General features: G+C 68.9%; 31 protein-coding genes. 16 read left to right on the forward strand and 15 right to left on the reverse strand.

All coding sequences use genetic code 11. From position 1 onward, the window contains the following. Position 1: 1 nt before the first annotated feature. Positions 2-703 carry a response regulator transcription factor gene (locus ACEN9F_RS30810; RefSeq protein WP_413426474.1) on the reverse strand — a complete coding sequence of 234 codons (702 nt, stop codon included), beginning with the start codon at positions 701-703 and terminating at the stop codon, positions 2-4. 267 nt (positions 704-970) lie between these two features. Here ACEN9F_RS30810 and ACEN9F_RS30815 point away from each other — a divergent pair, with 267 nt between their 5' ends. Genes ACEN9F_RS30815 through ACEN9F_RS30865 form a run of 11 tightly spaced genes read left to right on the forward strand, consistent with a single transcriptional unit; the run spans position 971 to position 11,486 of the window. After that, positions 971-1,477 (forward strand): toxin co-regulated pilus biosynthesis Q family protein, encoded by a 507-nt coding sequence (locus tag ACEN9F_RS30815; RefSeq protein WP_413426476.1) that lies wholly within the window; start codon positions 971-973, stop codon positions 1,475-1,477. Beyond that, complete coding sequence (locus ACEN9F_RS30820; RefSeq protein WP_413426478.1) at positions 1,474-3,150, forward strand: PilN family type IVB pilus formation outer membrane protein; 1,677 nt, start codon at positions 1,474-1,476, stop codon at positions 3,148-3,150. The genes ACEN9F_RS30815 and ACEN9F_RS30820 overlap by 4 nt, the downstream gene beginning before the upstream one ends. A gap of 10 nt (positions 3,151-3,160) precedes the next feature. Continuing rightward, entirely contained in the window at positions 3,161-4,447 is a 1,287-nt protein-coding gene (gene pilO2 / locus ACEN9F_RS30825) for a type 4b pilus protein PilO2 (protein ID WP_413426480.1), read from the forward strand. Then, positions 4,437-4,988 (forward strand): type IV pilus biogenesis protein PilP, encoded by a 552-nt coding sequence (pilP, locus tag ACEN9F_RS30830; RefSeq protein ID WP_413426482.1) that lies wholly within the window; start codon positions 4,437-4,439, stop codon positions 4,986-4,988. The genes pilO2 and pilP overlap by 11 nt, the downstream gene beginning before the upstream one ends. Then, positions 4,985-6,604, forward strand: a complete 1,620-nt coding sequence (locus ACEN9F_RS30835; RefSeq protein ID WP_413426484.1) for a GspE/PulE family protein — start codon at positions 4,985-4,987, stop codon at positions 6,602-6,604. The genes pilP and ACEN9F_RS30835 overlap by 4 nt, the downstream gene beginning before the upstream one ends. After that, a complete protein-coding gene (locus ACEN9F_RS30840; protein WP_413426486.1) occupies positions 6,594-7,670 on the forward strand; it encodes a type II secretion system F family protein in 1,077 nt (358 codons plus the stop codon). Before ACEN9F_RS30835 ends, ACEN9F_RS30840 begins: the two co-directional genes overlap by 11 nt. Before the next feature lie 57 nt (positions 7,671-7,727). Continuing rightward, positions 7,728-8,252 (forward strand): type 4 pilus major pilin, encoded by a 525-nt coding sequence (locus ACEN9F_RS30845; protein ID WP_413426487.1) that lies wholly within the window; start codon positions 7,728-7,730, stop codon positions 8,250-8,252. A gap of 18 nt (positions 8,253-8,270) precedes the next feature. Beyond that, positions 8,271-9,242, forward strand: coding sequence for an ATPase, T2SS/T4P/T4SS family (locus tag ACEN9F_RS30850; RefSeq protein ID WP_413426489.1), 972 nt, complete (start codon positions 8,271-8,273; stop codon positions 9,240-9,242). Positions 9,243-9,245: 3 nt separating this feature from the next. After that, positions 9,246-9,710, forward strand: a complete 465-nt coding sequence (gene pilM, locus ACEN9F_RS30855) for a type IV pilus biogenesis protein PilM (protein ID WP_413426491.1) — start codon at positions 9,246-9,248, stop codon at positions 9,708-9,710. A 10-nt stretch (positions 9,711-9,720) separates the two neighbouring features. Next, positions 9,721-11,052: a shufflon system plasmid conjugative transfer pilus tip adhesin PilV gene (gene pilV, locus ACEN9F_RS30860; protein ID WP_413426493.1), complete on the forward strand. Its 1,332-nt coding sequence runs from the start codon at positions 9,721-9,723 to the stop codon at positions 11,050-11,052. Next, positions 11,049-11,486 carry a lytic transglycosylase domain-containing protein gene (locus tag ACEN9F_RS30865; protein WP_413426495.1) on the forward strand — a complete coding sequence of 146 codons (438 nt, stop codon included), beginning with the start codon at positions 11,049-11,051 and terminating at the stop codon, positions 11,484-11,486. Before pilV ends, ACEN9F_RS30865 begins: the two co-directional genes overlap by 4 nt. Here ACEN9F_RS30865 and ACEN9F_RS30870 read toward each other — a convergent pair. Beyond that, positions 11,483-11,929: a GNAT family N-acetyltransferase gene (locus tag ACEN9F_RS30870; RefSeq protein WP_413426497.1), complete on the reverse strand. Its 447-nt coding sequence runs from the start codon at positions 11,927-11,929 to the stop codon at positions 11,483-11,485. The two genes, ACEN9F_RS30865 and ACEN9F_RS30870, sit on opposite strands and share 4 nt — an antisense overlap. Positions 11,930-12,248: 319 nt before the next feature. Here ACEN9F_RS30870 and ACEN9F_RS30875 point away from each other — a divergent pair, with 319 nt between their 5' ends. Together ACEN9F_RS30875 and ACEN9F_RS30880 are read left to right on the forward strand one after the other, a co-directional pair. Beyond that, positions 12,249-12,455 carry a hypothetical protein gene (locus tag ACEN9F_RS30875; protein WP_413426499.1) on the forward strand — a complete coding sequence of 69 codons (207 nt, stop codon included), beginning with the start codon at positions 12,249-12,251 and terminating at the stop codon, positions 12,453-12,455. A gap of 284 nt (positions 12,456-12,739) precedes the next feature. Next, positions 12,740-13,087, forward strand: coding sequence for a hypothetical protein (locus ACEN9F_RS30880; RefSeq protein ID WP_413426500.1), 348 nt, complete (start codon positions 12,740-12,742; stop codon positions 13,085-13,087). A 78-nt stretch (positions 13,088-13,165) separates the two neighbouring features. On the opposite strand, the gene ACEN9F_RS30885 is transcribed toward ACEN9F_RS30880, so the two are convergent. Further along, entirely contained in the window at positions 13,166-13,348 is a 183-nt protein-coding gene (locus ACEN9F_RS30885) for a hypothetical protein (RefSeq protein ID WP_413426501.1), read from the reverse strand. Positions 13,349-13,417: 69 nt separating this feature from the next. Beyond that, positions 13,418-13,573: a hypothetical protein gene (locus ACEN9F_RS30890; protein ID WP_413426503.1), complete on the reverse strand. Its 156-nt coding sequence runs from the start codon at positions 13,571-13,573 to the stop codon at positions 13,418-13,420. Positions 13,574-13,788: 215 nt separating this feature from the next. Here ACEN9F_RS30890 and ACEN9F_RS30895 point away from each other — a divergent pair, with 215 nt between their 5' ends. Further along, complete coding sequence (locus ACEN9F_RS30895) at positions 13,789-14,883, forward strand: type IV pilus twitching motility protein PilT (RefSeq protein WP_413426505.1); 1,095 nt, start codon at positions 13,789-13,791, stop codon at positions 14,881-14,883. 21 nt (positions 14,884-14,904) lie between these two features. Here the strand turns inward: ACEN9F_RS30895 and ACEN9F_RS30900 are convergent, their stop codons facing one another. The 10 genes from ACEN9F_RS30900 to ACEN9F_RS30945 all read right to left on the reverse strand — a co-directional run bounded on the left by ACEN9F_RS30900 (position 14,905) and on the right by ACEN9F_RS30945 (position 22,975). After that, complete coding sequence (locus ACEN9F_RS30900) at positions 14,905-15,483, reverse strand: hypothetical protein (RefSeq protein ID WP_413426507.1); 579 nt, start codon at positions 15,481-15,483, stop codon at positions 14,905-14,907. Then, the gene (sctU, locus tag ACEN9F_RS30905; RefSeq protein ID WP_413426509.1) at positions 15,473-16,579 is read right to left on the reverse strand and encodes a type III secretion system export apparatus subunit SctU; all 1,107 of its coding nucleotides are present in this window, start codon (positions 16,577-16,579) and stop codon (positions 15,473-15,475) included. The genes ACEN9F_RS30900 and sctU overlap by 11 nt, the downstream gene beginning before the upstream one ends. Next, positions 16,576-17,370 carry a type III secretion system export apparatus subunit SctT gene (gene sctT / locus ACEN9F_RS30910; protein ID WP_413426511.1) on the reverse strand — a complete coding sequence of 265 codons (795 nt, stop codon included), beginning with the start codon at positions 17,368-17,370 and terminating at the stop codon, positions 16,576-16,578. Before sctT ends, sctU begins: the two co-directional genes overlap by 4 nt. A gap of 3 nt (positions 17,371-17,373) precedes the next feature. Next, a complete protein-coding gene (sctS, locus tag ACEN9F_RS30915) occupies positions 17,374-17,637 on the reverse strand; it encodes a type III secretion system export apparatus subunit SctS (RefSeq protein WP_413426513.1) in 264 nt (87 codons plus the stop codon). Positions 17,638-17,659: 22 nt separating this feature from the next. Beyond that, positions 17,660-18,319: a type III secretion system export apparatus subunit SctR gene (gene sctR, locus ACEN9F_RS30920; RefSeq protein WP_413426515.1), complete on the reverse strand. Its 660-nt coding sequence runs from the start codon at positions 18,317-18,319 to the stop codon at positions 17,660-17,662. Continuing rightward, entirely contained in the window at positions 18,316-19,389 is a 1,074-nt protein-coding gene (locus ACEN9F_RS30925; RefSeq protein ID WP_413426517.1) for a FliM/FliN family flagellar motor switch protein, read from the reverse strand. The genes sctR and ACEN9F_RS30925 overlap by 4 nt, the downstream gene beginning before the upstream one ends. Positions 19,390-19,457: 68 nt before the next feature. Continuing rightward, entirely contained in the window at positions 19,458-20,108 is a 651-nt protein-coding gene (locus ACEN9F_RS30930; protein ID WP_413426518.1) for a hypothetical protein, read from the reverse strand. Continuing rightward, on the reverse strand, positions 20,098-20,577 hold the full coding sequence (locus ACEN9F_RS30935) for a hypothetical protein (protein WP_413426520.1): 480 nt from the start codon (positions 20,575-20,577) through the stop codon (positions 20,098-20,100). Before ACEN9F_RS30935 ends, ACEN9F_RS30930 begins: the two co-directional genes overlap by 11 nt. Beyond that, a complete protein-coding gene (locus tag ACEN9F_RS30940) occupies positions 20,574-21,941 on the reverse strand; it encodes a FliI/YscN family ATPase (protein WP_413427236.1) in 1,368 nt (455 codons plus the stop codon). The genes ACEN9F_RS30935 and ACEN9F_RS30940 overlap by 4 nt, the downstream gene beginning before the upstream one ends. Further along, positions 21,935-22,975: an FHA domain-containing protein gene (locus ACEN9F_RS30945; RefSeq protein ID WP_413426522.1), complete on the reverse strand. Its 1,041-nt coding sequence runs from the start codon at positions 22,973-22,975 to the stop codon at positions 21,935-21,937. Before ACEN9F_RS30945 ends, ACEN9F_RS30940 begins: the two co-directional genes overlap by 7 nt. A gap of 269 nt (positions 22,976-23,244) precedes the next feature. Between ACEN9F_RS30945 and ACEN9F_RS30950 the strand changes: the two genes are divergently transcribed. Both ACEN9F_RS30950 and ACEN9F_RS30955 read left to right on the forward strand, forming a co-directional pair. Continuing rightward, on the forward strand, positions 23,245-23,784 hold the full coding sequence (locus tag ACEN9F_RS30950) for an RNA polymerase sigma factor (RefSeq protein WP_413426524.1): 540 nt from the start codon (positions 23,245-23,247) through the stop codon (positions 23,782-23,784). Positions 23,785-23,995: 211 nt separating this feature from the next. Then, entirely contained in the window at positions 23,996-24,544 is a 549-nt protein-coding gene (locus ACEN9F_RS30955) for an RNA polymerase sigma factor (RefSeq protein ID WP_413426526.1), read from the forward strand. A gap of 3 nt (positions 24,545-24,547) precedes the next feature. Here the strand turns inward: ACEN9F_RS30955 and ACEN9F_RS30960 are convergent, their stop codons facing one another. After that, positions 24,548-25,294: a GntR family transcriptional regulator gene (locus tag ACEN9F_RS30960; RefSeq protein WP_413426528.1), complete on the reverse strand. Its 747-nt coding sequence runs from the start codon at positions 25,292-25,294 to the stop codon at positions 24,548-24,550. Positions 25,295-25,452: the final 158 nt, after the last annotated feature.

Consider the following 25,452-nt stretch of genomic DNA (forward strand, 5'->3'; position numbering starts at 1 on the left):
ATCATTCCTCCGGTGTGTACTCAAGCCGGTAGCCCTGGCTATACGAGGTGCGGATGATCACGCGCCGCTCCACGCCGAACTGCAGCTTCTTGCGCAGCTTGTAGACATGCTGTTCGATCGTGCGTCCCGCCACCTCGCTGTCGGCGCTCCAGATCGACGCGCCGATGGTGCCGCGTGAGATGAACACGCCCGGCGACGAAAAGAACAGCCAGGCCATGGTGAATTCGCGTGGCGTCAATTCCACCACCGCGCCGTCGTAGGCGGCGCTGGCCGCCTCGCGGTCCAGGGTGAACTTCCCCAAGGTGATCGTGCGGCGCACGGTGTTCGGATGATGGCGCCGTATCACGGCCCGAATGCGCGCGATCGCCTCCACCGCCTCGAACTGCGCGCCGATGAAGTCATCGGCGCCCGCGTTCAATGCCAGCGCCGCCATCTCCGGCGTGCCTTGCGACATCGCGATGACCGGCGTGCTGTTGCCGGTGCGGCAGTTGAGCCAGGAGACGAAATCCTCGCTGTCGTCGCGGTGGTTGCCGATGTCGATCATCAGCAGCGCGAACTCGCGCCGGCTCAGCATGCGCGACAGGCTGTTCTCCGACGCGAAACGCTCGCAGCTGAAACCGGCCTGCTGCAGCGTTGCCTGCAGCTTGGCGAACAGGCTGTCGCTACGCACGTAGCAGCCTATGCTCTCGGATTTATTCAGCATGCCATACATCCCCGCTAGTAGCCCTGTTGAAGAGGTTAATGTTGCGTCAGCAGTTGTATCAGTAAAACGTATCGCGCTGCAAGGGTTTTTTGCGTAGGGCCAGCAACGGCGGCCTGTCTGCGGCATGCGGGAAAAATATTTTCAGATTGATGGAACCGTCGCGCCGCGCACGACACTCATTGTCACGAGAGGCGCCGCTTGCGCGCGCCTCGATGTTGGCGAGGCCGGGTTCATTTCTTCATGTGATGCTTCTGATTGATGCTGCTTATGCTCAAGTCCCTGTTATCTCTCTCCCGGCTTGGCCTGCTGTCGTGGCTGGGCGTATGCCTGTCGCTGCCTGCCGCTGCCGGTACGCCGTCCGCCATCCCGCAGCCGCTGCTGTTGCCCAGCTATGGGTATTGGATCAACGAGGCCGACTGCGTGGAAGAACCGGCAGCCGCGCAGCCGGCAATGGCGGTGTTGGCCGCCGCCGCGCCACAACCGCAGCCGGTGGCGCCACCGCCGCCGCCAGCGCCGCCAACCTGGCAGCTCAAGGCCAGCGACCAGACCCTGAAGACCGCGCTGCTGCGCTGGGCCGCCAGCGAAGGCTGGCAGCTGGTGTGGGAAGCGCCGGTCGACTACGCCGTCGAACGCGACACCACCGTCACCGGCAGTTTCGAACAAGCGATCGAAGCGGTCGCGCATAGCATGGCCGGCGCCGAGACGCCACTACAGGCGATTTTCTACAAAGGCAACCGCGTCATACGCATCGTCGTCAAAGGAGCGCAATCATGAAGGCCGGACTGATACCAGCGGTACTGCTGTGCTGTAGCCTGGCGGCCTGCTCCGACATCGCGCGCCGCGACAGCCAGAGCTTCGGCGACCCGGGCGGAAAGATCACGGAGCTGTCGCGCCAGGTCGGCACGACCAAGCCGGTACCGGCGGCGCCGGCGCCGGCCGTGGTGCACGAGGAGGGCATCTGGCTGGGTCACAAGGTGGTCAAGGTGCCCAGTGCGCCGGTGCTGCCGCCGGTGTTCCGCGAACCCGCCAACTTCGACCGCACCGTCTCTTCGCTGTCGGAACTGGCCGAACGCATCACCATGCGCTCCGGGATTCCAACCAAGGTCAGTCCCGGCGCGCTGGCCGTGGCCGGCGGCGCCCTGCCGCCGTCCGCGGCGGCAGGGGCGGGCGTGGCCGGTGCCGGCACCGTGACGCCGATCGTGCCGCCGCTGAACCCACCGCCGGCAAAGAACGGCGCGCACAAACCCGAGCCGGTGCACATCGCCTACAGCAACGGCAGCTTCCAGAACTTCCTCGACACGGTGGCCGCGCGCTACGGCGTCTACTGGAAATACGCCAACGGCGCCATCCTGTTCTTCCATACTGAATCGCGCTCGTTCCAGATCAACGCGCTTCCCGGCGATTCGAGCTTCAGCGCCACCGTCAGCAGCGGCGCCAGTTCCAGCGGCGGCGTCTCCAGCGGCAGCGGCGGTGGCAGCGGTGGTGGCGGCAGCGGTGGCGTCAGCGCGACCAACAACCAGAACACCGCCGTCAGCTCGCAGCTGTCGGTTTATTCGAACCTGCAGAAATCGATCAGCGCCATGCTGTCGCCCTATGGCCAGGTAGTGGCGTCGCCGGCCACCGGCAGCATCACGGTGGTCGATACGCCCGACGCCATGGAGCGTATCGCGGCCTTCATCGACAGTGAAAACCAGGCCATGGCGCGTCAGATCGCGATCAACGTGACGGTGCTGTCGGTGACGCTCACCGACGCCGACGAGTACGGCATCAACTGGAATCTGGTCTACAGCAACCTGCTGAACAACTATGGCATCCGCAACACCATCGCCGGCTCGCCCGGCAGCAATCCGGTGGCGTTTTCGGCCGGCGTGCTGGCCTCGTCCGGCAGCAAGTTCGCCGGCAGCTCGCTGATGATCCAGGCGCTGTCGCAGCAGGGCAAGGTACGGCGCCAGACCAGCGCCACCGTGGTGACGCTGAATAACCAGCCGGTGCCGGTGCAGGTGGCCAAGCAGACCAGCTACCTGAAGTCGTCCGATACCACCACCTCGCCGCTGGCGGGCAGCACCACCTCGCTGACGCCCGGCGTGGTGACCTCGGGCTTCAACATGAGCATCCTGCCGCATCTGCTGGACGACGGCACGGTGATGCTGCAGTTCTCCACCGACATTTCGGCGCTGCGCCAGATCCGCACGGTCAAGAGCGGCGACGGCGCCAACAGCAACAGCATCGAATCGCCGGAGCTGGACACCCGCAACTTCCTGCAGCGGGTCTCGATGAAGTCCAACGAGACGCTGATCATCAGCGGCTTCGAGCAGACCGACGACGACCTGGACCGCCAGGGCGTCGGCCATCCGGCCAACTTCCTGCTGGGCGGCGGCCTGGCCCGCAAGACCAACAAGGAAGTGATCGTGATCCTGGTGACGCCGACCGCCATGGCCGGTTCCTGAGGCGCGCGCCATGACCAGCCCCATCATCCAGCTCGGCCGCCACAAGTTCATCTGCGGCCTGTTCTGGCAATCGCTGTCGCGCCCGCGCGAGCTGGCCCGCGAGGCGGCGGACCTGGCGCGCAAGATCGATTGCGACCTGGCCGTGCTGCGGCGCGAATACTCCACCGCGCAGGCCGGATTCGCGCACAGCGGTCCCGGTCCGCGCCAGCCGCTGTATTCGCTGGCGGCGGCGGTGGCCAGCCGGCTGGCGCGCGACGGCGCCCACTACGACGGCGAAAACCAGCCGGTGCACAACTGGCTGGCGGCGTTCCGCCTGCCCGACGGTAACTGGGCCTACTTCGCGGTCCGCGACGCCAACTTCCTGCCCAACGGCGACTTCGCCGGCAGCCGCGAGGAAGTGTTCGAACGCCTGCACGGCGACTACGGCCTTGGTGGCTGGAACCTGGTCATCGGCGACGCCGAGCTGGAGCACTACGGCTTCCATAACTTCCGCGAACGCAGCATCGAAGACGTGCTGGGCGAGCCGGGCGGCGGCCAGATCAAGATCAACAAGGCCTGGTTGCTGCGCCCGACCGTGCCGCGCATCTCGCCGCGCATGGTGGCGGCCGGCGTCGGCGTATGCGCTGTGCTGGCGCTGGCCGCCGGCCTGGGCTGGCGCCACTACCACGCGCGCCAGCAAGCGTTGCGGCTGGCGGAAGAGGCCGAGGTGCTGCGCCAGGTCGAATTGCGCCGCCCCAAGGCCGCGCCGGCGCCGCATCCGTGGGCGCGCAGCGCCGGCCCGACCAGCGTGGCGCGCGCCTGCGTGGCCGGGCTGTCGCAGCTGACGCCGGGCGGCTGGGCCCTGACCGAATACAGCTGCGGCGTGCCCGAACAGCGCTATACCTGGACCCGGCAGGAATCCACGGTCGACTTCCTGCTGGCGCAGGTGCCGGGCGCGCAGGTCGATATCGGCGGCGACACCGCCACGCTGGCGCGGCCGTTCGCGCCTGGTCCCGGTAGCGACGAGGCCCTGCTGCCGCAGCAGCAACTGGTGGCGGGCATCCAGTCGCGCCTGCAGTTGATGAACCTGAGCCTGCGCCTGGCCATGAAGGAGGCGCCGGCGGCCGCGCCGCCGCCCGGCGCGCCCGCCGATGGAACCGTCCGGCCCGATTGGCACACCTATAGCTATGTGATCGGGCCGGTGGGCATCTCGCCGCTGGAAGTGGCATCGATCCTCGACATGCCGGGCATCCGGCTGGAGAGACTGCGCTACCGCGCCGGAATATGGTCTTTGGAAGGAGTCATCTATGCGAAATAGCCTGCGCCTGCTTTTCCTGGTGGCGGCAGTGGCGGCCGCCGGCCGCCCCCCCGCCGCCCCCGTTCCCGCTGCCACGCCGGCGCGGGCGCCGGCCGCCGTCAACGCCTCCGACGCGCTGACCCGCATCGAGTCCGAAACCCTGGTGCTGAAGGCGCGCGAGCGCCAGCTGGCGGTGCAGGCGGCGATCCTGCAGCGCCAGAACGAGATCGCCGGCAAGCAGGACGAGGGTGCGCGCCTGAGCAGCGCGCCGGTCAGCGGCAATCCGGTGGTGCAGTCGCTCGAAGGCATTGGCAAGAACCAGTACGCGACGCTGCTGTTCGAGAGCGGCTCCCTGGTCGAGGTGCGCGCCGGCGATGTGCTGGCCGACGGCATGCGCGTGGTGGCCATCCAGTCGAATGGCGTGATCGTCGAGACGGCGAAGAAGAAGCGCATGCGGCTGCACCTGATGGGCGGCGCGCCGGCGCCGTTCAATCCGGCGCTGCCGCGTCCCGCGGTCGGCCTGCCGCCGCTGTTCCCCGGCGCCAAGGGGAGCGAGCGATGAGCCCCTTCGCCAGCTTCCGCAGCGCGCCGGCGGCCAAGGCGCCGCCGCCGGCCATGATGGCCGGGCCCAAGGCCGCCGCCGGCGCGCCCGAAGTGCTGAGCCGTTCCGGCGCCTTCGAGGGCAGCGCCGAGGAACGCAAGCTGCTATGCCTGCTGTCCGACGGCCGGCTGCTGATCGCGCACGGCCAGGAATCCAATCCGCACGTGCTGTCCTACCGCGCGCGGCTACAGAGGATGGCGCGCGAGTGCACCGTCTGCGTGGTCGACATCGAAACCATCGCCGCCCTGTACAACAACGGCGCGGGCGAGCAGGGCGGCCGCCGCCACGAACATTCGATGATGCAGGTGACGGCCAAGGAGCTGCTCAACCGCGCCTGCCGCGAACGCGCCTCGGACATCCACATCCGCGTGCGCCGCTGCAGCACCGAGACCTATTTCCGCATCCATAACGACCTGGTGCGGATCGGCAGCCAGACCTCGGAATACGGCGAGCGCCTGCTGGCCACGCTGTACGGCGCGATGACGTCGGTGTCCGACAGCTCGTACAAGCCGACCGAGCGCCAGGACGCCAGCATCGCCGACCGCGACAAGTTGCCGCCGCAGCTGTACGGCGTGCGCATCGCCACCGCGCCCACCAACGAGGGCACGCTGATGGTGCTGCGGCTGCTGTACAACGACGCCGGCGACACCGTCGACCTGCGCCCGCTCGGTTTCGGCGAGCTGCACGCCGAGCAGCTGCAGCGGCTCAAGGAGCAGCCGACAGGCATGAACATCATCAGCGGCCCGACCGGTTCCGGCAAGTCGACCACGCTGCAGCGGGTGCTGACCGGCGCCATCCAGCAGGCCGAGCACAAGCTGCACGTGCTGACCGTGGAAGATCCGGTCGAGTATCCGATCGACGGTGCGGTGCAGACCTCGGTGACCAACGCCGGCAGCGAGGAAGAGCGTTCGCGCCTGTTCTCGGCGGCGATCAGCAACGCCATGCGGCTCGACCCGGACACCATCATGATCGGCGAGATGCGCGACAAGGCTTCGGCCCAGAGCGCGCTGCGGGCCTCGATGACGGGCCACCAGGTCTGGACCACGGTGCACGCCAACAGCGCCATGGCCATCGTCGACCGCCTGCTCGACCTGGGCCTGCCGCTGAGCATGGTGGCCGACCACATGGTGGTGACCGGCTTGATCAGCCAGCGCCTGGTCAAGCTGCTGTGCCCGCACTGCAAGGTCAAGCTGCGCGACCAGCCCGACGCGCTGGCCGCGCCGCTGCTGGCGCGGGTGCGCCAGGCCACCGGCGCCGCCTTCGACCAGGTGTGCGTGGCGGGGCCGGGCTGCAAGGCCTGCCGCGACCAGGGCACGGCGGGGCGTACCGTGGTGGCCGAGGTGATCACGCCGGACGCGCGCTTCTTCGACTACATCCGCAGCGGCGACAAGGGCCAGGCGCTGGAATACTGGCGCCGCGACCTGGGCGGCCAGACGCTGCTCGAACACGCGCTGGCCAAGATCACGGCCGGCCTGGTCGATCCGCGCATGGCCGAGAAGGTGGTGGGCCACCTGGCCGCCGACGCCCCGCGCGCGGAGCGCCACCTGAACGTGGTGGAGTCGGTCCATGCAGGTTGACCTGCACCGCTGGTGGGCGCGCACCCAGTTCGGCGAGGCCGTGCGGCTGCGCATGTACCGCAAGATCGCCGCCATGCTGGGCAACGGCCTGCCGCTGCTGAAGATCCTCGACGAGCTGTGGGAGCGCGCCTCGCTCCAGGGCCGCAAGCCCAACGAGCCGCTGGCCATCATCCTGGCCGAGTGCCGGCGGACGGTGCAGAACGGCCGCTTCCTGGGCGACGGCCTGGAATGGTGGATACCGAGCACCGAACGGATGATCATCCTGGCCGGCGAGCAGTCCGGCCGGCTGGAGGTGACGCTGCAGGTGCTGGCCGGCGTGGTCAAGTCGCAGAAGGAGATCAAGCGCGTGATCATCGGCGGCCTGTCCTACCCGCTGGCGATCCTGGCGATGGTGCTGGCCTACCTGTATGTGTTCGGGGTGACGGTGGTGCCGCAGTTCGCGCGCATGGTCGACCCGGAGAAGTGGCACGGCTCGGCGCGCTCGCTGTACCTGATGTCGCAGCTGGTGCAGCAGTGGATGCTGCCCATCGTCGCCGGCATGCTGCTGGTGCTGGCGGCGATCGCCGTGTCGATGCCGCGCTGGCGCGGCAATGTGCGCGTGGTGCTGGACCGCTACGCGCCGTATTCGATCTACCGGCTGCAGGTCGGCAGCGGCTTCCTGATGGCGTTTTCGGCGCTGCAGTTCGCCGGCATCACGGTCGAGAAATCGCTGCAGCGCCTGTCCGGCCAGGCGCCGCCGTGGCTGCGCGAGCGGCTCGACGGCGCGCTGCTGGGGGTCAAGTCCGGCCTCAATTGCGGCGAGGCGCTGCGCAACGCCGGCTACGGTTTTCCATCGCCGGAAGTGGTCGACGACCTGTGCGTGTATGCCGAGTACAAGGGCTTCGCCGACGCGCTCAAGATCCTGGCCGACGAATGGCTGGCCGAGGGTGTGGAGACGGTGAGCGCCCAGATGAAGGTGCTGAACGGTGTCTCGGTGGTCGCGCTGGCCGTGGTGATCGCCTGGCTGGTGACGGGCTTCTTCGGCATCCAGCAGGAGATCGCCGGCATGACGCGCGCGCTGCGCTGAAATGAATTTGCTCTATCCGTAGTTTTTTCTCAATTGCCTCAACCACTGGAGAACAACATGAAACTGATCCGCCACCCACGCCGCCAGCGCGGCGCCTCGCTGCTCGAAGCCATCGCCTACCTCGGCATCGCCGCCATCGTCATCCTCGGCGCGGTCTCGCTGCTGACCGGCGCCTTCAGCAGCGCCCAATCCAACCAGGCAGGCGAGGAAGTGACGGCGATCCGCACCGCCGTGCGCAAGCTGTACATGGGCCAGGGCTACGGCGCGGCGGCGCTCAATGCGACGCTGAGGACCGCCGGCGCCTTCCCCGGCACCTTGGCCGTGACGGCGGCGGGCGTGGCCACCAACGTCTGGGGCGGCAACGTCGTCGTCACCGGCAACACCGGCACCTTCACCATCAGCTACCCGGGGCTGCCGCAGGACGTCTGCGTCTCGACGCTGGTTGGCGCCAGCGGCTGGCAATCGATCGCCTCGAACGGCGCGGCCGGCATCGTGGCCTTCCCGGTCACGCCGGCAATCGCCGCCGGTGCCTGCAACGTCAACGCCGCCGCCGGCAACACGCTGGTCTTCACCTCCAATTAATCAACCATCGGCCATCCCATGCTTGACGCCACCGCAGTCCGACAACTGGTGTTTTCCGACCTGTACCTCGGCCACCCGACGCTGGAGGACCGCTTTTGCGATGTCCCCGGCGCCGCCGCCAATCCGCTGCGCGCCAGCGCCGCGCTGCGCGGTGACCTGGACCGGCTGATCGCGGTGTGCAAGGCGGCGCTGGCGGGGCCGCGCGCGCCGGCCCGCTGCCAGGTGGCGCACGACGGCGTCAACTACCACATGACGACCATGCTGACGGCGGGCGGCCAGGTGTTCGTGCTGCGCAAGATCGCCAGCGTGATCCACACGCTGGCCGAACTGGGGATACCGAACGCCTACATCCCGGCGCTGCTGGCGCGGGGCTTGTCCGGCCTGTTCATCGTGGCCGGCCCGGCCAAGTCCGGCAAGACCAGCAGCGCCTGCGCCATGGTCAAGGACCGGCTGGCGGCGCACGGCGGCGTGGCCGTCACCGGCGAGGCGCTGATCGAGCTGCCGCTGGAGGGCAGCTACGGCGACGGCGTCTGCTACCAGACCGCCACCGGCGGCGACGGCGGCTTCGCCGAAGCCTTCCGCCGCGTGCTGGGCAGCGGCGCGCACATCATCATGCTCGACGAGATACGCGACCAGGAGGCCGCCGTCGCCGTGCTGCGCGCCAGCATCGACGGCTACCTGCTGATCAGCACCATGCGCGCCGACAGCGCGACCCAGGCGGTCGGCAAGCTGGAGTCGCTGGCGGCCGAGCGCATCGGCGCCGTCCACGCGCGCGCGCTGATGGCCGACGGCCTGGCCGGCGTGCTGCACCAGCAGCTCGGCGGCGGCGCCAAGAAGACGCTGAAGACCGAAATGCTGCTGCTGAAGGACGCGCCGTCCGCCCGCAGCCACCTGCGCAACGGCCAGTACGACCTGCTGGCCGCCATCGCCAGGCAGCAGATGGCCGCACTGATCGCCGGCAGCGCGGCCATCCCCGTGCTGCAGCGCTAGGCCATGTTCAACGCCATGATCGTCGCCGTGATGCTGGCGCTGACCACCTGGTACAGCGCCGGCCAGGTCGACGCCGGCGCCATGGCCGCGCAGACGGCGCAGCGCGGCCAGGCCAGCGCGATGGCGGCCTACCGCCAGGCCGTGGTGGCGTACTTCAGCGCCCATCCGGCCCAGTACCAGGCGGCGCCGGCCGCCCAGCTGATGGCGGCGGGCGCGCCGATGGCGGGCGCCAACCAGGGCGGCTTCGCCAACTACCGCCTGGCCGACGGCACCATCGTGGTCTATGCGCTCTCGCCGCAGCCCGGCCTGACCGGCGAGCTGCTGGCGCTGTCGCAGCGTTCGCGCATGGTCGGCCAGTTCAGCCAGGGCTTCTTCCGGCCGGCGCTGTCGGCCGCATCCAGCACCATCGCCACGCCGGCGCTGGCGATCCCGAACGGCGGCCCGGTGTGGCTGGCCGCGGCCAACTGAGGACAACACCATGCACCACAAACAGCGCGGCATCGCGATGATAGAAATCCTCGGCGCGCTGTTGATCGGCGCGATGCTGGTGGCGGGGCTGTCTGCCATGATCGACACCGGCATGGAGGACGCCAAGGCGCAGCGCGCCGCGCAATACCAGTCGCAGATGGCGGCCGCCGCGGCCACCTACCTGGCCGACCAGTACGGCGCGCTGGCGGTGCCGGCCAAGGTCGGGCAGACGCTGGTGATCACGCCGGCCATGCTGAAGGCGGCCGGCATGCTGCCGCCGGGGATGGCGGCAGCCAATCCCTACGAGCAGGGCGCCTGCCTGCTGGTGCGCCCGCGCGTGAAGTCGCCCGCCGCGCCCACCACCATCGTGCTCGACGCGCTGGTGGTCAGCGAAGGCGCGGCGATCCCGGACCGGGTGCTGGCCTTTGCCGCCGCCAGCGCCGGCGCCGGCTTCATCACCAGCCGCGACCCGACCCGGGCGCAGAGCGCGTCCGGCGCCTGGACGCTCAGCGCCACCACCTCGCCCACGCTGGCCAGCTTCATATCGGCCAACTGCAGCGGCACGGCGGCCGGCGGCGGCAGCCTGGTGTCGGCACTGTTCTTCGACGGTCCCGGCCAGTCGGCCGATTTCCTGTACCGTAACCGCGTGCCGGGCATGCCGGAGCTGAACCAGATGAACGCACCGATCGGCATGGGCGCGGCGGCGGTGGTGACGGCCGAGGATCCCTGCACCGGCGCCGGCATCGCGATCGACGCCGACCGCAACCTGATGAACTGCACCAGCGACAACCGTTGGCGCCAGGTGGCCAGCCTGACGTCGTGGAGGGAGCCGGTGGCCGCCTACGCCGACCTGGCGCTGCAGCCGGGCAGCAAGGAAGGCGACGTGCGGCTGGTGACGGCGCTGGGCCTGGCCTTCAGCTACCAGGCCGCGACCAACACCTGGCGGCCGCTGGCGGTGGACGAGAACGGCAACCTGAACATGACCGGCACGCTGACGGCGGGCGCCGACGTCAACGCCGGGCGCGACCTCAATGCGGGGCGGGATGTCACCGCCGTCAGGAACGGTTCGATCAAGGGCGACCTGGAGGTGTTCGACCATATCCACGCGTACACGCTGATCGTCGATGACTACATCTGGGCCGCGACCTATTCGATCGGCAGCCATTACTGGCCCGGCGACGGCTGCAACAAGGTGCTGGCCGGCTCCAATCCGCCGGTGCGCGTCAACATCATCGGCACCATCGTGCTCGACTCGTCGTCGCCGCCGCTGCCGCTGATCTGCACCGGCACCAATCCGGACAACGCGGTGTGGAAGTACATCGACGGCTCGCTGACGCGATGACGGCGCGCCGCCGCCATCCATGGCTGTTGGCGCTGGCCTTGCTGTGCGGCCGTGCCGACGCCTGCTGGCAGGACGCGGCCGAGCGCTACGGCGTCAACGCCAGCCTGCTGTACGCGATCGCGCGCACCGAGTCCAGGCTCGATCCGCTGGCGCGCGGCCGCGTCAACGCCAACGGCTCCTACGACATCGGCCTGATGCAGATCAACAGCAGCTGGCTGCCGACGCTGCGCCGCCACGGCATCGAGGAGCAGCAGCTGTACGACGCCTGCACCAGCATCCACGTCGGCGCGTGGATACTGGCGCAGAACATGCGCCGGCTGGGAAATTCCTGGGATGCGGTGGGCGCCTACAACGCCGCCGATCCGAAGAAGCGGCTGGCGTATGCGCTCAAGGTGTACCGCAACCTGCCGCAGGATCCTGCGCCGGGGCGCTAGCGGCCGGCGAGGCGCTCGGCGCGGCGACGGCGGAACACGTGCGGCGCGCTGCTGCTCAACAGGTAGGTGATGTATTGCTGGTCTTCGGCGATGCGCTGCCAGCCGCCGCAGTCCATGAAACGGATGCAGCGCGGGTTGTCCCGCTCGATGCGCACCGGCACCGGGTCGCGCAGCGCGAACAGCCAGTCCAGCGTGGGCTTGAGCAGCCACGCCCAGCGGCCGTGGAATTGCGGCAGCACGGCCAGGTGCAGCTCATGGCCGTCGAACACGGCGCCGCCGGCGGCGACGCCATCGATCTCGTAGCCGACCGACGGACATCCTGAGTAGTGGGCGACGGCGTGTTCGCGCGTCACGGCGGCGATCAGCGCGCTGTCGTAGCGCTGCCGCTCGATATCGTACATGAGGCCGAGATCGGCCTGGTCGGTCAAACGCAAGTCGGCCATGGGGGAACTCCGTGCGGAAAGGGAAATGCGCAGGACCGCGCGTTCGCGGCCCCGCGCTATTCGCGGCCTTAGATGATGGCGCCGCCGTCATCCGCTTTTGGCGGTGGTGGTGGCGGTGGGATCATCGATGCGGCGGTGGAGGCGAGGGTCGCGAGAGGGGCGAGCATAGGCATGGTGCTTCCTTTCAAAGTGGTGGACAAGACTCCGGTTGGAGTATCGATGAGTGGGCGCTGGCGGCGCGTGGTTCCATGCGCCGGCGCGATGACGGCTTATTTTTCTGATTTCCGATAACCCAGCACATTCCCATTCGGCCCGCCGCATGCGCCGCGCCGCGGCACCGCCGCACCCACGATGCCCCCGCCTGGCCTGTCGCGTGTTGTGCGATGGCAACATCTCGCGCGCCGTGTGCGGCAACAACACCCGCCAGCGGGCGCCCGAAGGCCGGGATGTCGGCAAACAATCGCAGCAATTGTTGCCGCAGCGCGAAGAGTTGCATCGCCAAATGGCCGAAACTATCAACAAGTAAGATAAAGAGGCGCGCGCGGAACGCCGCGTCGACTTTGAACCACAGAAACAGGCGTTGACGAAAAGTATCGCAGAGCAGGAGAGCTGATCGTTGCGGGCACGGTTGCGCCGCAAGGGGCGCCGGCGCTGTTTGACCTTGGCGATGAGCCGCAGAAGGCGTAGCATTCGTCTACCGCCCCTGCCCATCGCTCCGACCGCTTACTTATCCGATAAGGTATTATGCAGCAACACAACTATGTCCCACCAGAGGAGTTCGGTGGCTCCGTAGCGGCCGTCCTGCGCTGTATGCGCGAACTGGTCGAACTGACGGGCCAGGGCCGGACCGACGGTCCTCCGGTGCTGGAGCTGCAGTTCGACGATATCCTGACGGTGACGTCGCTGGCGGCCGAGGCGCCGCAGCCGTTCCTGTGCGTGTCGGTGTACCTGCCGCGCCGCGCGCTGTTGCCGGAGGCGGCGGCGCCGCTGTCCAGCCCCGGCTATCCCGGCGGCGAATGGCTGTGGGACGCCAGCGAAGGGCGCTACATCATCCTGCACAACATCGGCATCGAGCGGCTGGTCGACGAGACCGGCCTGCTGGACGCCATCCTGGCCGCCAAGGACCAGGCCGCCGCGTGGCTGCTGTCGGTGTCGTAGTTGGCGCAGCGGGGGAGGGGAATCCTGCCGAGGGGGAGACAGGCGGAAGCAAGGCGCCGCCGGACGGCGGCGCCGGAATTACTGCTGTTCGTTGACCTGCTTGGCCATGGTGCTGAAGATCTGCAGCTTGGACAGGGCCTGGCCCTGGGCCGCCGCCCAGCGCACCAGGTCGGCGTCGCCGCCGGGGGCGGTGGGCCGCTCGATGGCGCCGCCGCCTGCCTGCGCCGGCAGCTGCTGCGTACGGTTATTCAGATAAGTCATCGCGACCTCCTGTTTTGACGGGAATGAAAAATGCTGAAGGCCGGAGCGGGCCCCGGCCTTCAGCGCTGTTTAGATGGCGTTCACCGCTGCGGTGTTGGCCTTCTTCTGGATCTGTGCCGCCATCTCGGCCGCGGTCAGCGCCTCGTTGGCCGCCATACCTGCGCCAATAGTTGCCAGACCCGAGGCGGTACCTGCTGCTGCTGCTCCTACGACTGCTGCGCCCATCGTGTTCTCCTTAAAGGTTGATTGAGGTTGCCGCCGTAGCCATCGCGGCCGTGGCGGTCCTGCATATGTCGTCCGACAACGCGCGAAGGTTCCGGCGCCGCGCGGGTTTTTTCGCGGGCCGGGCCGGCGGTGAGATTTGTTGAGGAATCGCCGGCCCGGGCCACGTATGATGGATCCTGCATGCGCCACCGGGGCGCGATACTTTGGGATGCATCATGAGCGACGAATTTTTGGCAGAACGCGATCTGCTGTCCGAGCTGATCGCGCTGGTCAACCAGGGCGAGGTGTTCTCCGACATCCATATCGAGCAGGACGCGCGCATCATGATCAAGACGCCGCGCGGCTGGACCGCGGCCGGCGACGAGGCCGTGACGCTGGCCGAAATGACGCCGCTGCTGGCCGCCATCGACGAGGACTGGGAAGACAAGATCCTCAGCGCCGCCATCGACCGCTCCTTCGTGCTGACCAACTGCCGGCTGCGCTGCAACCTGTACCGCATGTCGGGCGGGCGCGCGATCGGCATCGCGATCCGGCGCCTGCCGATGGAGCCGATCTCGATCGAGAAGACCGGGCTGCCGTCGTACGTGCGCACCATGCTGGAGGCGACCAAGGGCGTGATCCTGGTGACCGGCCCGACCGGCTCCGGCAAGACCACCACCATGGCCGCGCTGCTCGACCACATCAACCGCACCCGCAGCGCCCACATCGTGACGATCGAGGAACCGATCGAGTACCACCTGCGGCGCGACCAGTCGATCGTCTCGCAGAAGGAGGTACCGACCGACACCGCCAGCTTCTCGACCGGCCTGCGCGAGGCGATGCGGCAAAAGCCGGACGTGCTGATGGTGGGCGAGATCCGCGACTTCGACACCGCCGACACCGTGCTGCACGCCGGCGAATCGGGCCACCTGGTGCTGGCCACCATGCACACCAACAGCGCGCTGGGCGCGATCGGCAAGCTGCTGGGCTATTTCCCGGCCGAGCAGCAGGCGCAGCGCGCGGCGGCGCTGGCCAACTCGCTGGTGGGCGTGATCTACCAGAACCTGCTGCCGAGCGAGGATGGCCAGAGCTTCGTGCTGGCCAGCGAGATGATCTTCAACCACAACCAGCAGGTGGCGCCGCTGATCAGCGATCCGTCCAAGCTGCACCTGATCGCCGATTTCCTCAAGCGCAAGGAAGACAATATGTCGCGCAGCCTCAACGACGTGCTGGCGCAGCTGGTCGGCAAGAAGCTGGTCAGCGCCAAGGACGCGATGCGTTCGGCCTACAACCGGCTGGAGTTGCACGAAATGCTGAGCAACAAGCGCTAGCCGGCGCCGTCCCCCCCAGAGTTAAACCAGGTCGCGGCCCGCCAGGCAGTATTCGCCGCCGCAGCCGCTCGGGCTGGACGGATCGCAAAAGCCGTTGCTGCCGCAGCGGCGCATGCACTCGATGCGGCTGCGCGGCCGCGCCGCCGTGATGGCGCGCTCGCGCTCTGCCGGGCTCATGCGCAGCGGCGGCACCGAGGTGGCCGCGACCATCGCCAGGTAGCGCATGCGGTCCTCGCCGCCGCCGACCAGGTTGTCGGCCGGGGCGGCTTCACCCCGCGTTCCACCCAGCGCCTGGCCATCGCGGCCATGACGCTGGACGGCGATGACGTCGGCGGCGCGCAGGGCGCGGCGCGGTGGCAGCGCTTCCATCGGGATTAACGGAGCGGCCGCCGGCGGCGGAGGGATGGCCGGGCCCAGCGTGTCGGCCGCCGCGCCTTGCGGCGGCGCGGTGGACACCGGTTCGGCGCCGGAGCCCACCGGCATCGACGCCGGTGCTGACGACTGTAGCGACACGGGCGACGGCACCGGGACCGGCTCCAGCAACGGCGCCGGTACGATGGCGGCCGGCGCCAGGCCAGGAAGAACGGCGTCAGGGCGCATGGGACTCCGGCGCCTCGCCACGGCTTTCCAGCTCGACCTCGCGGCCGGCATCGTTCTGTTCCATCAGTTCCTGCACCACCGCGTACACGTGGGCCACCGACTCGTAGCTGGCCCTAGGCACGTAGTGGTCGGCCTGGCCGGTGGCGTACAGCGTGCGCGCCAGCCAGACATGGCGGATCACCGGGATGCCGCGCGCGCGCGCCTCGCGTATCATCGCCTGGGCCACCTCGTCCTTGCCCTTGGCCAGCAGCAGCGGCGCCGGTGTCTGCGCGGCGTCGTAGAACAGCGCCACCGCGAAGTGGGTCGGGTTGACCACCACCGCGTTGGCGCCGGCGGTCTTGGCGGCCGGCGCTTCCGAGGCCCATTGCCGCGCCAGTCCCTTGCGCGTCTGCTTGAGCTGCGGGTCGCCTTCCGATTCCTTGAATTCGCGCTTGATCTCCTCCATGTCCATCTTCAGCGACTTGATGTGGAAGTATTTCTGCAGCGCGAAGTCGATCAGCCCCAGCACCAGGCACACGCCGGCCACCGGGTGCAGCACCATGCGCAGCAGCGCGATGAAGCCGAAATAGATATCCTTCGGTTCGCCGTTGGCCATCTGCAGAATCGACGGCAGCTGCTCCCGCACCATGATCCAGATCATCACGCCCAGTGTGCCGGCCTTGAACAGCGCCATCAGCAGCTCGCCCAGCTTCTTCTTGGCGAACAGCTGCTTGACGCCGTTGACGGGATTGATCTTGTCGATCGTCGGCGTCAGCGACTCGGGCGCGATCAGCACGCCGAACTGGCCCCAGTGGGCGGCGAAGGCCACCACGCCGCACAGCACGAAGAACGCGCCGAACACGCCCAGCAGCAGGGTGCCGGCCGCCATCAGCATGGCCGGCATGGCGTCCCGGAACGGCTGGCCGATCTGCCGCAGCGACAGCTCGAACAGCGCGTCCAGCGCCGCGCGCCACTGCGGCTCGGCGGCCAGCGCCAGCTCCGCCACGGCGATCAGCATGGCCACCCGCGCCAGGTCGCGGCTGATCGCGATCTGGCCCTTGTCGCGGGCGTCGCGCAGCTTCTTGTCGGTGGGTTGTTCGGTCTTTTCGTCGCTCATTGCTTGCCGTAGTCCAGCATCTGTGGAATGAAGTCCAGCATGTGGGCGAAATCGCCGGCCACGTAGTGCGAAAAGATCGGCCAGTACACCAGCAGGATGAACAGCCCGGCCAGGCTCTTGACCGGCGCCGAGATGAACGACACCTGCAGGTTGGCGGCGAAGATGCCGATGATGGCGAAGCCGAAATCGACCATCAGCAGCGGCATGATCACCGGGCCGCCGTAGACCGCGACGTGCCAGAAGAATTCGCCGAAGCGGCGTATCAGCAGGTCCAGGTGGCCGCTCTCGAACGGCGGCGTCAGGCTCAGCGCCGGCCACAGGCCGTAGCTTTCGATCAGGATGCGCACCAGCGCCACGAACAGCCCGGCCTCCACCATCACCAGCACCACCGCCTGCAGCAGCATGCCGCCCAGCGCGCTGGCGTCCTGGTCGAGCGAGGGGTTGTTGGACTGGATCTGGATCGGCGAGCGCTGGGCGTCGAGGATGGAGCCGATCGACTGCGCGACCCACACCGGGATCGCCATCAGCACTCCCAGCAGCAGGCCGATGCCGGCTTCCTTCAGCGCCAGCGCGGCGGCCACCAGCAGGCCGGGCGTGGAATGCTGCAGCGACAGGAAGGCCGGCGCCACGGCCGGCAGCGCGATGGCGAAGGCCACCGCGTTGCGCATCATGCCCTGCAGCGTGCGGGCGCTGAAGCCGGGCAGGATCGCCAGGCAGACGGCGGTGCGCGGCACCGTCAGCGCCATGGCGACCAGGAAGGTCTGCAGGTCGACCAGCAGCGAGGCGGGCATGCGCTAGCGTCCGATGGTGGGGATCAGCAGGAAGGCCTTGTCGGCCAGCTGCATGATCTCGGCGCCGAACCAGCGCCCCAGCACGGCGACGGTGAGCGCCACCGACAGCAGCTTGACCACGTAGGGCAGCGTCTGGTCCTGGACCTGGGTGATCGCCTGCACCAGCGAGACGATCACGCCGAACAGCGTGGCGATCAGCAGCGGCGGCGCCGAGATGATGATCGCCAGCCACAGGCCCTGTTGGAAGAATTGGAGTGTTTCGCCCATGGCGCGCCTCACGGATAGGACATCACAGATACGACATGGCGAGGGCGTTGAGCAGCTTGCCCCAACCGCCGACCATGGCGAACAACAGCAGCTTCAGCGGAATCGTGATGGTCTGCGGGCTGACCTGCTGCATGCCCAGCGCCATCAGCAGGTTGGACACCAGCAGGTCGATGACGACGAAGGGGATGTAGATCAGGAAGCCGATCTGGTAGCCGGTCTGCAGCTCCGACACCACGAACGCCGGGACCAGCACCAGCAGGTCGCTCGATGTGGCGGCCTGCGCCATGTCCTTGGGCCACAGCTTCCTGGCCGAGTCGAGGAACAGCGCGCGCTGCTCCGGCTGGCTGAACTTGAGCATGAATTCGCGCAGCGGTTCGACCGCCTCGCGCGCCTGGGTCAGCAGCTGGCCGCTCTGGCCGGCGCCGCCGCGCGCCTCGATGGCCAGCGCGCGGGTGCCGATCTGCTGCGCCGTGGGGGCCATGATGAAGATGCTCATCGACAGCGCGATGCCGTAGATCGCCAGCGTCGGCGGCACCTGCTGCACGCCGATGGCGTTGCGCAGCACCAGCAGCACCAGCGAGATCTTCAGGAAGGAGGTGGTGACGACGACGATCAGCGGTATCAGCGACATCATCCCGAGCAGGATCGCAAACGAGACGACGTCGTACTGGCTGCTCATCATGCCGCGCTCCATTCGGTGATGCGCACACCCAGCCGGCCGTCGACGTCGACCGCTTCGCCGCGGCCCAGCAGCCGGCCGGCGCAGCGGATTTCCAGCGCGGCCGGATCGGCGCCGGCCAGCAGCAGCGTGCTGCCGGCGGCCAGCCCGCGCAGCGCGCCCAGGCTGAGCGTGAGCTTGCCCAATTCGATGTCCAGCGTGGCGGGCAGCTGGTCCAGCGCGGCCGCCGGCACGGCGGGCACGCCGTCCAGCGGGCGTTCCAGCATATCGGGCGCGGCGGCGGGCTGCGGCAGGTCCTGCGCCATGTCGTGTGGTGCGTCCATCTGGGTCTCCAAAGCTAAGATGATCAAACTGGCTGGCGCCTGGTAGCGCACGGTGGCGCGCAGGCCGCCCAGGGTGACGTGGCCCTGGCCGCTGCGATCGAAGGCGCTGCCGTCCGGCAGCAGCACGTCGCCGGGGCGCAGGCCGGCCAGCATGGCGCGCGGCAGGCGGTGGCGGGCCAGCCGCAGCGGCAGGTGCAGCGGCAGGCCGGCGTAGCCGTCGAACGGGCTTTGCAGCCGCAGCCAGTCGCCGCCGGCCAGCAGCCGCAGCCAGTCGGCGGCGCTGGCGCGGCCGTGGGTGGTGATCAGGTGGCAGGCGCCGCGCAGCGTCAGGCGCAGGGTCACCAGGCCCGGTGCGGCGACGGCCAGCTGGCCTTGCGCCAGGCTGTCGGCGCCGGCCAGCGGCGTGCCGTGCAGGCGCGCGCACACGGCCGCCTGCAGCCATTCCCACTGTGGGCCATGGTTGTCGTCGCCGAGGTCGATGCCGGTGAGCGCGCGCAGCAGCCGCGCGCCGCGCACCAGTTCAATCCGGCCGAAGCTGCCTTGCACCGACAGCGGTTCGAGCCACGACGGCGCCGCGTCGCTGGCCGCCTGCAGCGTCAGCAGGGCGTCCGGTGCCAGCGCCGGCAGCGCCGCCTGGCGGCCGCGGCCGATCTGGCGCGCCAGGTCGGCCTGTTCGCGGCTGATGCTGGCCACGGCCAGCGGCCGCAGGGCGTGGGCGGGCGAGGAAAGGATAATCGGGGAGCTCGGCATCGTCATGAATCCGGGTGGGCCAGCGGCGCCGCGACGGCGGCGCCCGCATGGCGGATGCCGACGGGGTGCTACAGCACCGCGATCCGCACATCCTTCTGCATACGTTGCTGTAAACGCCGTTCCAGTTCCATTTTGTTTTGACGAAGGCGCTGTTCGAGCGCGCCGCCGCCGGCGCTGAGCAGGAAATGCACGCCGGCCGCCGCCGATTGCACCACCACCCCGACCGACTGGCCGCCCGGCAGCAAGAGCTCGAAGATACCTTGCTGGTCGTGCAGCCCTTGCAGGCCGGCTTCCAGTTCGGCGTCGTCATTGGCTGCGCCGGCGCTACCGGCCGCGCCGCCGGTGCCCGTGGTCCCGGCCGGATCCGCGCTCGCACCCGCACCCGCACCATCGTCGCCGCTTTCCCGGCAACTGTCGCGCGGCGGGGCGAAGGCCTGGATGCCGGGCGTTTGCGGATCGGCGTCGGCCAGGCCGCCGGCGGGGCGCTCCCGGCGCAGGTCGGCCTGCCGCCCGTCACGCGCCGCCTGGGCATCGCGCGCCCTGGCGCGGGACGGCGGCGCGGCGGTCCGCGCGGATGCCGGCGTGCCGGCGACGGCCTGCGGCGGCGGCTTGGCGGCCGGTTTGGGCGCATAGCGCGGCGGCTGCCGGCGGCGGGCCGGCTGCGGCGCGTCGTCGTCGCCGGCGGGGGCTGGGGCGCGGGGGCGCAGCTCAATCGTCATAGCGGCGCTCCGTCGCCCGGATGTGTTCGCGCAGGATGTCGAGCTTTTCCTGCTGCCGCCTGGCGTCCCGCAGCTGCCGGTGGGCGGCGAAGAAGGCGGCGCCGGCTTCGCGGCTGGCGACGGCGGTCTCGCGCCATGCCAGCAGGCGCTGCCCGGTGTCGCGCTTCATGCGTTCGTAGCCACCCTGCGCGGCGCGGAACTGCAGGCTGTCCGTTTCCATCGCGAAGAATTGCTGGCGCGCCTGCTGCCAGTGGGTGGTCGCGGCCTGGCGCGCGCCGCGCCACAGCAGCTTCGCCAGCCGCAGCGCGGTGCGCTGCTGGCGCCAATGCTCGCGGGCGTCGCGGCGCTCGCGTTCCAGCCGCTCCAGCCGGTGCTTGCGCACCCCGAGCAGGCGTTCCAGCGTGCGGTCGGGCAGGCGCGGCTCGACCACTTCGACGGCTTCGCGCCGGACGGCGCTGCGCGTGATCATGCCGCCAACGCCGTCAGGCGTTCCAGTGTCTGCGCATACGGCGTCTGGCCGCTGGTGTCCTGGCGCAGGAAGTCGAGCTGGGCGTCGCGCAGCGCCACCGCCTGGTCGGCCAGCGGATCGCCGCCGCTGCGGTATTCGCCCAGCCGTATCAGCAATTCCATCTCCTGGTAGCGCGACTGCAGCGCGCGGAAGCGGAACGCGGCCTTGCGGTGCGCGCCGTCGGTGACGTTGCCCATGGTGCGGCTGATGCTGGCGAGGACGTCGATGGCCGGGTAGTGGCCCTGTTCCGCCAGTTTTTTGCTGAGCAGGATATGGCCGTCCAGCAGCGACTTGGCTTCGTCGCCGATCGGGTCGGACGCCGATTCGCCGTCGACCAGCACCGTGTACATGGCCGTGATGGCGCCGTCGGCGGTGGCGCCAGCCCGCTCCACCAGCCGCGGCAGCATGGTGTAGACCGACGGCGTGAAGCCGCCGCGCGCCGGCGGTTCGCCGGCGGCCAGGCCGATCTCGCGCTGGGCGCGGGCGAAGCGGGTCAGCGAATCGACCAGCAGCAGCACCTGCTTGCCGCGCGCGCGGAAGCCCTCGGCGATGGCGGTGGCGGTGAAGGCGGCGCGCGCCCGTTCCATCGAGGTGCGGTCCGAGGTGGCGCAGACGATGATGGTCTTGCTGACCAGTTCCGGATCCAGCTCGTGTTCGAGGAATTCGTTCAGTTCGCGGCCCCGTTCGCCGATAAGGCCGAACACGATGGCGTCGGCCTGGCAGCCGCGCGCCACCGCCGCCATCAGCGTGGTCTTGCCGCAGCCGGGGCCGGCGAACACGCCGACCCGCTGGCCCCGGCCCAGCGTCAGCAGGCCGTCGATGGCGCGCACGCCGGTCGGCAGCGCGGTGGCGATGCGCGGGCGGTCGATCGCGGCCGGCGCCTCGCGCACCACCGGCACCGTCTCGCGCCAGCCGTCGGCGCGCAGCGGCGGCGCGTGCGGCGAGCGGAACATCACGCGGCCGAAACCATCCAGCACGCTGCCGAACAGGTGCTCGCCGCTGTCGATGGTGTGCACGCGGCCCAGCGGCTCGATGATGGTGCTGCGCGAGACGCCCTCCAGCGGGCTCAGTCCCGACAGCAGCGTGGCCTGCTCGGAGAAGCCGATCACCTCGGCCAGCATGGGCTGGTTGCCGGGGCTGAGCAGGTGACACAGTTCGCCGATCCGCGCCGGCGGCATGTGCGCCTCGATCAGCGTGCCCACCACCTGCGCCACGCGGCCGTAGCGCTGCAGTCCCGGCGCGGCCGGCAGGCCGGCCAGCCAGGCCGGCGCGCGGGCGGCCAGCGCGGCCAGGCGCTCGGCCACCGCCTCGTCGCGGCTCACCAGATCACCTCGATCTTGCGCTTGCCGAAGAAGGTCACGCGGTTGGGCTGGATCGCCACCAGCCGCACGCCGCGATAGTCGTCGCCCACGTAGAGGCGGGCGCCGTCCTGCGTCACCACGCTGGCGTTGGCGCCGGAGATCACCTGGCCGATGCGGAACGGCAGCATCGCTTCCGCCGTCACCGCTTTGGCGCTGACCGGGAAGGTGATGTGGTGTTCCTTGATGAAGCTGTTGAGGATGCGTTCGAAGCGCGCCGTCTCTTCGTCGTCGAGATGGGCTTGCATGGTCCAGGCGCGCGCCTCCAGCGACAGGTCGAAGCGGTTCAGCAGTTCGGCGTCGGCCAGGCGCTTGCGGAACAGCGCGGCCAGCGCCGGCGTGGCGGCGGCCGGTTGCGCGGCCGAGGTGGCGGGCGCCGATGCCGAGGGCGGCGAGGCCGGCGCCGGTGTGGCTGGCGACGAGGCGGCGGCGTCCGCCGCCGGCGGGTCGAGCGTGACCGGTGCGGGCAGCGGCGGGCGCGTGGTCAGCGCATAGGCGGTGGCGGCCAGCATCGCCGCGACCGCGACCAGGATCGCGCCGACACCGCGCCGGCGCCACTTGCCGCGCGGCTTGCTCTTTACCGCCGGCTGCGGCGCGGCGGGCAGGGCGGCGCCATCCGCGGCCTGCGTGGCGGCCGCCGCTTCATCGGCCGCCGCGCGCGCATCGAATTCCGGTTCCGGTTCGGGCAGCGGCGGCGGCGCCTCCCACGGCGCGCCCTGCCAGGCGACGCTCAGCCAGATATCGCCGACGCGGGCGCAGTCGCCGGGCGACAGCTCGACCAGTTGCTGCGGCTGGCCGCTGTCGGCCCCGTAGACGGCGCCGCCGGTGGCCGACAGCAGCCAGCCGCCACCGTTCGGCGACAGCAGCGCGTGGTCGGCCGCAATGCCGTGGTCGGCCATGACGACGTCGGCCGCTTCGTCGGCGCCGATGTTGACGGCCTGCGCGTCGAGCGGCAGCGTGGCGCCGCGGTGCAGGCCGTTGAGTATTCGCAGTTCTTGCATGAGGGGTCCCCGGTGGCTGGTTGGATACCGGTAAGTGACGGCCGCCGGGCTTTGGTTCCGGCCTCGGCGCGCCATGCGGCACGGCTCGCGCGGTCGGCGCGGCGGCCCTGCGGTTCCCTTGGCGCGCCGGTTTTTTCTCCCGATTTCCTCAACGTTTTTCAAAGTCTCACGAATCCTCATGGTTCGGCGGAAACGCGTTTTTTTGCTGCTACCTTGGCTTCCATGCTGCTTTGCACCTCTCATCGCCGCCAACCCATGGAGATCGAATCATGACTATCGAACACGCCGCCGCCCCGACCACCACCCCTGCGATCGATGTCCAGCGCCTGTTCATGGCGCACCGCCAGCACCTGGTGCGCTTTGTCCAGCGCTACACCCGCAACACCGAAGATGCCGAGGACGTGGTGCAAAACACCTTTGTCGAAGCGATGCGCTGCGCCGACCGTTTCTCCGGGCTGTCGAAGCCGTCGACCTGGCTGTTCGGCATCGCGCTGAACCTGGCGCGCAACCAGGTGCGCCGCAACAGCGCCGACCTGTACGAGACGGTGGAGGAGGGCTACATCGAACAGATCGCCGACCAGCACGCCAATCCGGCCGACCTGTTCGAGTCGCGCCAGATCACGCTGCAGGTCGACACGCTGCTGCGCAGCCTGCCGCCGAAGATCCGCGAAACCTTCGACGTGGTGATCAACGGCGACGCCACCTATGAGCAGGCGGCCGAGTATCTGGCGATTCCGGTGGGGACGGTGCGCTCGCGGGTGTCGCGGGTGCGCGCTGCCGTGCGCCAGCAGTTTGGCAGCGTGGCATGATGGCGTGCTTTTTATGCAGCTTTATCAAAGGATTATTTTTTTGACGGGAATGTCGCCAATCTTCTCAACGATGCTCAAAAATCGCATAAAGATACAAAGCAAAGTGCCAGCGGCGGCGTTTTTCCTGATACATTGCGAAACGGAAATTAAGATTTCTTAAGAATAATCATTCGCTTTTCGCCACTGCCCCTCACCCCATGGAGAAATTGTCATGATGTCCGCGCCTGTTTCCTGCACCGCGTCGTCGCCCGCCGAACCGGCCGTCGACGTCCAGCGCCTGTTCCTCGAACACCGCCAGCACCTGGTGCGTTTCGTGCAGCGCTATACGCGCAGCCTGGAGGACGCCGAGGACGTGGTGCAGAATACCTTCATCGAAGCGCTGCGCTGCGCGGACCGCTTTGCCGGCATGTCGAAACCGTCGACCTGGCTGTTCGGCATCGCGCTGAACCTGGCGCGCAACCAGGTGCGCCGCAACAGCGCCGACCTGTATGACACGGTGGAGGATGGCTACTTCGAACAGATCAAGGACCAGCGCGCCAATCCGGCCGAGCTGTGCGAGTCGCGCCAGATGAGCTCCAGGGTCGACGCGCTGCTGCGCAGTTTCCCGCCGAAGATACGGGAAACCTTCGACGTCGTGGTCAGCCGCGACATCACCTACGAGGAAGCGGCCGAGTATCTGGAGGTGCCGGTGGGCACCGTGCGTTCGCGGGTGTCGCGGGTGCGCGCCGCCGTGCGCGAGCAGTTCGGCGGCAGCGCCTAGCCGTTACGCCGCCTGCCCCTGGCTCCACTTGCTGATGCGCGTCTTGTAGCGGTACGAGGGCAGGTAGCGCATCTCGCAGTATTCCACCGGCTCGCGCCGGCTCGACAGCATGATGCGCTCGCAGACCAGGATCGGCGTGCCGATCGCGATGCCCAGCAAGTCGACGTCCTCGCGCGTGGCCGCCAGCGCGCCGATGCTCTCCAGGCTTTCGGACGGCTCGATGCCCAGCTTGTCGACCAGCAGCCGGTACAGCGAGCCGCTGCGTTCCAGCTCGTGGCGGGTCAGCGTCTCGCCCGGCGGCAGCCGCAGATAGGAATCCTGGATGCCGATCGGCGCGCCGTCCATCATGCGCACGCGCTTGAGGTGGAGGATGGTGGTGTCGGTATCGATGTTGAGCAGGCTGGCGATCGCCATGCTGGCGACGACTTCCTCCATGACCAGGATCTTCTGGCCCGGCACGCCGCCGCGCTTGATGGTGTCCTCGGTGAAGCTGTCGAGGAAGCGCGACATCTTGCGCACGGCGGTCGGCGCGGCAAAGGTGCCGCGTCCATGGTCGCTATACAGCACGCCTTGTTCTTCCAGCAGCTTGATCGCCTTGCGCACCGTGTCGCGGCTGACTTCGTGGGTGATGGCCAGGTCGCGTTCGGCGGGAATGGCGTCGTTCGGGCCGATGTGGCCCGCTTCGATCTCGGCCCGCAGCCGGTCGGCCAACTGGCGGTAGATCGGTGTCGCATTGGAAAAGGCGGTCATGCTGCTCATCGTCAGGTTGGTTGAAATATTTGTCCGGCGTCCCGGCGCCGACGGTCCATGTCATGCAGCCGTCATGTAACTGTGGCACATTGGCGGCTTGTTTCGTGTGGATTATATATTGGTTTGTACCAATCTCGGGCGAAATAAAAATTTCACTG

It is taken from the genome of Duganella sp. CT11-25 (genome assembly GCF_047302815.1).
GTDB lineage: Bacteria > Pseudomonadota > Gammaproteobacteria > Burkholderiales > Burkholderiaceae_D > Rugamonas.

Bases quoted from the DNA above. Each gene is read 5' to 3' on its own strand.
- ACEN9F_RS30810 (WP_413426474.1), bottom strand. From the start codon at position 703: ATGCTGAATAAATCCGAGAGCATAGGCTGCTACGTGCGTAGCGACAGC.
- ACEN9F_RS30815 (WP_413426476.1), top strand. From the start codon at position 971: ATGCTCAAGTCCCTGTTATCTCTCTCCCGGCTTGGCCTGCTGTCGTGG.
- ACEN9F_RS30820 (WP_413426478.1), top strand. From the start codon at position 1,474: ATGAAGGCCGGACTGATACCAGCGGTACTGCTGTGCTGTAGCCTGGCG.
- pilO2 (WP_413426480.1), top strand. From the start codon at position 3,161: ATGACCAGCCCCATCATCCAGCTCGGCCGCCACAAGTTCATCTGCGGC.
- pilP (WP_413426482.1), top strand. From the start codon at position 4,437: ATGCGAAATAGCCTGCGCCTGCTTTTCCTGGTGGCGGCAGTGGCGGCC.
- ACEN9F_RS30835 (WP_413426484.1), top strand. From the start codon at position 4,985: ATGAGCCCCTTCGCCAGCTTCCGCAGCGCGCCGGCGGCCAAGGCGCCG.
- ACEN9F_RS30840 (WP_413426486.1), top strand. From the start codon at position 6,594: ATGCAGGTTGACCTGCACCGCTGGTGGGCGCGCACCCAGTTCGGCGAG.
- ACEN9F_RS30845 (WP_413426487.1), top strand. From the start codon at position 7,728: ATGAAACTGATCCGCCACCCACGCCGCCAGCGCGGCGCCTCGCTGCTC.
- ACEN9F_RS30850 (WP_413426489.1), top strand. From the start codon at position 8,271: ATGCTTGACGCCACCGCAGTCCGACAACTGGTGTTTTCCGACCTGTAC.
- pilM (WP_413426491.1), top strand. From the start codon at position 9,246: ATGTTCAACGCCATGATCGTCGCCGTGATGCTGGCGCTGACCACCTGG.
- pilV (WP_413426493.1), top strand. From the start codon at position 9,721: ATGCACCACAAACAGCGCGGCATCGCGATGATAGAAATCCTCGGCGCG.
- ACEN9F_RS30865 (WP_413426495.1), top strand. From the start codon at position 11,049: ATGACGGCGCGCCGCCGCCATCCATGGCTGTTGGCGCTGGCCTTGCTG.
- ACEN9F_RS30870 (WP_413426497.1), bottom strand. From the start codon at position 11,929: ATGGCCGACTTGCGTTTGACCGACCAGGCCGATCTCGGCCTCATGTAC.
- ACEN9F_RS30875 (WP_413426499.1), top strand. From the start codon at position 12,249: ATGCGCCGCGCCGCGGCACCGCCGCACCCACGATGCCCCCGCCTGGCC.
- ACEN9F_RS30880 (WP_413426500.1), top strand. From the start codon at position 12,740: ATGCGCGAACTGGTCGAACTGACGGGCCAGGGCCGGACCGACGGTCCT.
- ACEN9F_RS30885 (WP_413426501.1), bottom strand. From the start codon at position 13,348: ATGACTTATCTGAATAACCGTACGCAGCAGCTGCCGGCGCAGGCAGGC.
- ACEN9F_RS30890 (WP_413426503.1), bottom strand. From the start codon at position 13,573: ATGGGCGCAGCAGTCGTAGGAGCAGCAGCAGCAGGTACCGCCTCGGGT.
- ACEN9F_RS30895 (WP_413426505.1), top strand. From the start codon at position 13,789: ATGAGCGACGAATTTTTGGCAGAACGCGATCTGCTGTCCGAGCTGATC.
- ACEN9F_RS30900 (WP_413426507.1), bottom strand. From the start codon at position 15,483: ATGCGCCCTGACGCCGTTCTTCCTGGCCTGGCGCCGGCCGCCATCGTA.
- sctU (WP_413426509.1), bottom strand. From the start codon at position 16,579: ATGAGCGACGAAAAGACCGAACAACCCACCGACAAGAAGCTGCGCGAC.
- sctT (WP_413426511.1), bottom strand. From the start codon at position 17,370: ATGCCCGCCTCGCTGCTGGTCGACCTGCAGACCTTCCTGGTCGCCATG.
- sctS (WP_413426513.1), bottom strand. From the start codon at position 17,637: ATGGGCGAAACACTCCAATTCTTCCAACAGGGCCTGTGGCTGGCGATC.
- sctR (WP_413426515.1), bottom strand. From the start codon at position 18,319: ATGATGAGCAGCCAGTACGACGTCGTCTCGTTTGCGATCCTGCTCGGG.
- ACEN9F_RS30925 (WP_413426517.1), bottom strand. From the start codon at position 19,389: ATGCCGAGCTCCCCGATTATCCTTTCCTCGCCCGCCCACGCCCTGCGG.
- ACEN9F_RS30930 (WP_413426518.1), bottom strand. From the start codon at position 20,108: ATGACGATTGAGCTGCGCCCCCGCGCCCCAGCCCCCGCCGGCGACGAC.
- ACEN9F_RS30935 (WP_413426520.1), bottom strand. From the start codon at position 20,577: ATGATCACGCGCAGCGCCGTCCGGCGCGAAGCCGTCGAAGTGGTCGAG.
- ACEN9F_RS30945 (WP_413426522.1), bottom strand. From the start codon at position 22,975: ATGCAAGAACTGCGAATACTCAACGGCCTGCACCGCGGCGCCACGCTG.
- ACEN9F_RS30950 (WP_413426524.1), top strand. From the start codon at position 23,245: ATGACTATCGAACACGCCGCCGCCCCGACCACCACCCCTGCGATCGAT.
- ACEN9F_RS30955 (WP_413426526.1), top strand. From the start codon at position 23,996: ATGATGTCCGCGCCTGTTTCCTGCACCGCGTCGTCGCCCGCCGAACCG.
- ACEN9F_RS30960 (WP_413426528.1), bottom strand. From the start codon at position 25,294: ATGACCGCCTTTTCCAATGCGACACCGATCTACCGCCAGTTGGCCGAC.